This window comes from Acidimicrobiales bacterium, assembly GCA_035316325.1.
Taxonomy (GTDB): Bacteria; Actinomycetota; Acidimicrobiia; order Acidimicrobiales; family VFJN01; genus DASXTK01.
In genome coordinates, this window is sequence record DATHJB010000037.1 from 1 (window position 1) to 4,701 (window position 4,701).

A 4,701-nucleotide genomic window follows, 5' to 3' on the forward strand; every position below is an offset into this window, starting at 1 on the left:
CCGCTCGGCGACCGAGAGCTTCGACCGCGTCCTCTTTCTCAGCGCCCACGGCGGGAACGCCGGTCCGCTCGCCGCCGCGGTCGCCCGCCTGCGCGCCGAGGGCCGCGACGTGCGCGCCTTCGCGCCGCGCTTCGGTGGCGACGCCCACGCCGGCCGCACCGAGACCTCGCTCCTCCTGCACCTGAGGCCCCGGCTCGTCCGACCGGGGGCCGAGCCCGGCGACACCCGTCCCCTGGCGGAGCTGCTGCCGGCCCTCCGCCGGGGCGGCGTCACGGCGGTGTCGCCCAACGGGATCCTCGGCGACCCCACGGCCGCGAGCGCGGCCGAGGGCGACGCCCTGCTCGACGTGCTCGCCGCCGACCTCGCCGCCGCCGTGGCGGACTGGCGGCGGGCGCGATGAACGCCGCCGTCGCCGCGCTGCCCGCCGGGTTCCGGATCGCCCTCGACCCGGCCACCCGGCGGGTCGACGACGGCGCCACGCTGATCGGCGGCTTCCCGCTGCGGATCGTCCGCCTCTCGCCCGCCGGGCGGCGCCTCGTCGACCGGTGGGCGGGCGGTGCGCCGGTGGACCAGGCCGGCGGCGCCCAGCGCCTCGCCCGGCGGCTCCTCGATGCCGGGCTGGCCCACCCCCGGCCGGCCGGCGCGCCGCCGCCGTGGGCCCCGGCCGACGTGGCGGCCGTCGTCCCCATCCACGGCGACGCCCGCGACCTCGACCGCACGCTGTCCACCCTGGGCCCCGTCGGCGAGACGCTCGTGGTCGACGACGCGTCGCCGGACGCCGGGGCCATCGCGGCCGTCGCCGCCGTGCACGGTGCGCGCCTCCTGCGGCTCGACCGCAACGTCGGTCCGGCGGCGGCCCGCCAGGTCGGCTGGCAGGCATCGACGCGACCGGTGGTCGCCTTCGTCGACGCCGACGTCGAGCCCGCCGACGGGTGGCTCGGGCCGCTGCTCGCCCACCTCGCCGACCCGCGGGTGGGCGCGGTCGCCCCGCGGGTCGTGCCCGTGGCGCGGCCGGGCACCCCCGCGGGGCTCGCCGCCTACGAGGCCCGCCGCTCCTCGCTCGACCTGGGACCGTTCGAGTCGCCGGTGCGGCCCCGGGCCCGCGTGCCGTACGTCCCGACCGCGGCGCTGGTGGTGCGGCGCGACGCCCTCGAGGCCGTGGGCGGCTTCGACGAGAGCCTGCGCGTCGGGGAGGACGTCGACCTCGTGTGGCGGCTCGACCGGGCCGGCTGGGTCGTGCGCTACGAGCCGTCGGCCCGGGCTCGCCATCCGATGCGAGCGACCTGGTCGGCGTGGGCCCGGCAGCGGTACCGCTACGGCACCTCGGCCCCGGCGCTCGCCCGGCGCCACGGCGGCGCCGTCGCGCCACTGACGGTGTCGGGATGGAGCGCCGCGGCCTGGGCGCTGGTGGTCGCCGGCTCGCCCGCGGCCGGCGTCGCCGTCGGGGCAGGCACCACCGCCGCCCTCGTGCCCAAGCTCCGGTCGCTGCGCCACCCGGTCGCCGAGGCCCTCCGGCTGGCCGGACTCGGCAACCTGTTCGCCGGCCGGCAGGTCGCCGACGCCCTGCGCCGCCCCTGGTGGCCCCTCACGCTGGCGCTGTTCCTCGGCTGGCGGCGGGCGCGTCCGGCGCTCGTCGCCGCCGCCGTCGTACCCGCTCTCGTCGAGCACCGCGAGGCGCGTCCCGACCTGGGCATCGCCGCGTTCACGGCGCTCCGGCTCGCCGACGACGTCGCGTACGGCACCGGCGTGTGGGCCGGCTGCATCACCCGACGCGACCTCACCGCCCTGCTGCCGGCCTTCGCCGGCCGCTTCCCCCCGCCCGACGACGACGACACAGGAGAAGACCATGAAGGACGCCAAGGGAACCCTCCTCGACTACCTGGCCTCGTTCCGCGACCCGGAGAAGGCCGCCAGCCTGTTCGCTGAGGACGGTGTCCTCGAGCTGCCGTACCTCTCATCGCTCGGGGTCGAGCCGCGGTACGTCGGACGGGAGCAGATCGCGGCCGTCGTGGAGGACGGCCGGATCACGCTGCTCCGGGAGGCGTTCAACGTCCTGGCCGCCGCGCAGGCGCTGCTCCCCGGCGGCGCGGCCGACGTGCCCGCCCCCGGCGACGAGATCCACTCCTACTAGGCGTCGACGGGATGTCTGCGCACGACGACTTCGAGTTCGGGTTGGACACCGCGGCTCAGATCACGCTCGACGGCTCCGGACGGCAGCTCGACGGTGACCAGGTCATCCGCAACACCGTCGAGGAGGCCGTGCTCGCCGACTCGGTCGGGATCGACTCGTTCAACATCGGCGAGCACTACCGGCCCGAGTTCATGGACTCCGCGGGGCACGTGATCCTCGCGGCGATCGCCGGTCGCACCGAACGCATCCGGCTCGGCACCGCGGTGACGGTGCTGAGCACGCAGGACCCGGTGCGGGTCTACACCGAGTTCGCGACCCTCGACGCGGTGTCGAAGGGCCGCGCCCAGCTCATCGTCGGGCGCGGTTCGCTGACCGAGTCGTTCCCGCTGTTCGGGCTGGACCTCGCCGACTACGAGACGCTCTTCGAGGAGAAGCTCGACCTGCTCACCCGGCTGCTCCGCGAGCAACCCGTCACCTGGTCCGGCACCGTCCGCTCACCGCTCACCGACCAGTTCGTGAGCCCTCCCCTCCCCGAGGGCCGCGTCCCCACCTGGGTCGGCGTCGGCGGCAGCCCCGAGTCAGTGATCCGGGCCGCCCGCTACGGCCTGCCCCTGATGCTGGCGATCGTCGGCGGCGACCCCGGTCGGTTCGCCCCCTACGTCGACCTCTACCAGCGCACCCTCGAGGAGCGCGGGTACCCACCGGGGCCCGTCGGTGTGCACTCGCACGGGTACGTGGCGCCGACGGACCAGGAGGCGGTCGACATCCAGTGGCCCCACTGGAGGGACCTGCTCGAGGCCTCGTCACGCGAGCGCGGCTCGGCGCTCCCGACGCCCAGCCGCTTCCAGGCGGAGATCGCCACCGGCTCCTTGTACGTCGGCTCGCCCGACACCGTCGCCGCCAAGCTGGCCGCCACCATCCGGACGCTCGGGCTCCGCCGCTTCGACTTCGTCTACGGCCTGGGAGGAGTCCCCCACGAGCAGAAGCTGGCGACCATCGGGCTCTACGGCCGCGAGGTGATCCCCCGGGTCCGCAAGCTCCTCGCCGACCGGGGTGACGGCTGAGGCTCTGCACCCCCGACCTCCGACCTCCAACCTCCGGGGTCAGGAGTCGGCGGGGCGTCGGTTGGTCGTCCACTTCTCGACCTCGATGGCCACCAGGTAGGTGAGGGCGATGGCGACGATCAGTGCCCAGTGCGCCGGGTCCAGCGGTTCGAGCGACAGGATGTCCCGTAGCGCGGGGGTGACGACCAGCAGCACCTGGAGGGCGACGGTCACCGCGACCGCGACGACGAGGGAGCGGTTGGTGAAGAGGCCGAGGCGGCGCAGCGACGTGCGCTCCGAGCGCATGGCGAACCCCCCGGCGAGCTCGGCGAAGGCGATCGACGTGAAGAGGACGGTCTGCCAGGCGTCGTCGTCGGCGTCCCACAGGGCGTAGACGGGGACGAACGTCAGGACGGTGAGCATGGCCCCGCGGGTGAGGATCCGGCGGCCCCGGTCGGCACCGAGCAGGCTCTCGCCCCGCGGCGTGGGGGAACGCTGCATGACCCCGGGCTCGGGCGGTTCGACCGCGAGCGCCATGGCGGGCAGGCCGTCGGTGACCAGGTTCAGCCACAGGAGCTGGAGCGGGAGCATGGCGACGGGCATGCCGACGATCGGTGCCACGACCATGATCGTCACCTCGGCGACGTTGCCGCTGAGGATGTTGCGGATGAACTTGCGGATGTTGTCGAACACCACCCGGCCTTCACCGACGGCGGCGACGATCGTCGCGAAGTTGTCGTCCTGGAGGACCATGTCGGCGGCGTCCTTGGTGACGTCGGTGCCCGTGATCCCCATGGCGACGCCGATGTCGGCCTGTTTGAGGGCGGGGGCGTCGTTGACGCCGTCGCCGGTCATGGCCACCACGTGCCCCTGGCTCTGGAGCACTCCGACGATGCGGATCTTGTCCTCGGGGGACACGCGCGCGTAGATCGAACGGTCGCGGATGGTCGCGTCGAGATCGGCACCGTCGAGCCGGCCCAGCTCGGCACCCGTCACGGTCTGGACGTCGTCGCCCACCAGCCCGAGGTCGCGTCCGATCGCCTGGGCGGTGAGCGGATGGTCGCCGGTGATCATCATGACCCGCACTCCGGCCTCGCGGCACGTGGCGATGGCGTCGCGCACCTCCGGGCGGGCCGGGTCGATCATCCCCACGAGACCGACGAGGGTGAGTCCCCGCTCGAGCTGCTCGTCGCGGGGCACGGCCTCGGCGTTCGGCCAGCGGCGCATGGCGACGCCGAGCACCCGGACACCCTCCGCCGCCAACTGGTCGCCGGCCTCCAGGGCGCGTCGCCGCCGCTCGTCGTCGAGCGGTGCCGTCGTGTCGCCGGTCTGGTAGGTGTCGCAGAGCGGCACCAGCCCGTCGACGGCGCCCTTGGTGAAGGCGATGCAGTCGGGCAACCCGACCTTGTCCTCCAACCGGAAGGCCGCCCGCAACGCCGCGGGGACGTCGTCGACGCGGGCGGGCAGGGCGTGGACGGTGGACATCCGCTTGCGATCGGAGTCGAACGGCAGCTCGAAGATGCGGGG

General features: G+C 74.8%; 5 protein-coding genes. 4 read left to right on the forward strand and 1 reads right to left on the reverse strand.

Annotated features, from left to right (window positions below; translation table 11 throughout):
• From VK611_05340 to VK611_05355, 4 genes are all read left to right on the forward strand, one after another.
• Positions 1–400, forward strand: a 400-nt coding sequence (locus VK611_05340; GenBank protein ID HMG40729.1) for a creatininase family protein, incomplete at its 5' end; no start/stop codon positions are given.
• Positions 397–1,926 (forward strand): mycofactocin biosynthesis glycosyltransferase MftF, encoded by a 1,530-nt coding sequence (gene mftF / locus VK611_05345; protein HMG40730.1) that lies wholly within the window; start codon positions 397–399, stop codon positions 1,924–1,926. The genes VK611_05340 and mftF, both read left to right, overlap by 4 nt.
• Positions 1,847–2,131, forward strand: coding sequence for a hypothetical protein (locus VK611_05350; GenBank protein ID HMG40731.1), 285 nt, complete (start codon positions 1,847–1,849; stop codon positions 2,129–2,131). The genes mftF and VK611_05350 overlap by 80 nt, the downstream gene beginning before the upstream one ends.
• A gap of 11 nt (positions 2,132–2,142) precedes the next feature.
• Complete coding sequence (locus VK611_05355) at positions 2,143–3,195, forward strand: LLM class flavin-dependent oxidoreductase (protein ID HMG40732.1); 1,053 nt, start codon at positions 2,143–2,145, stop codon at positions 3,193–3,195.
• Positions 3,196–3,234: 39 nt separating this feature from the next.
• Here VK611_05355 and VK611_05360 read toward each other — a convergent pair.
• A partial coding sequence (locus VK611_05360; GenBank protein ID HMG40733.1) for a cation-translocating P-type ATPase occupies positions 3,235–4,701 on the reverse strand: 1,467 nt, incomplete at its 5' end.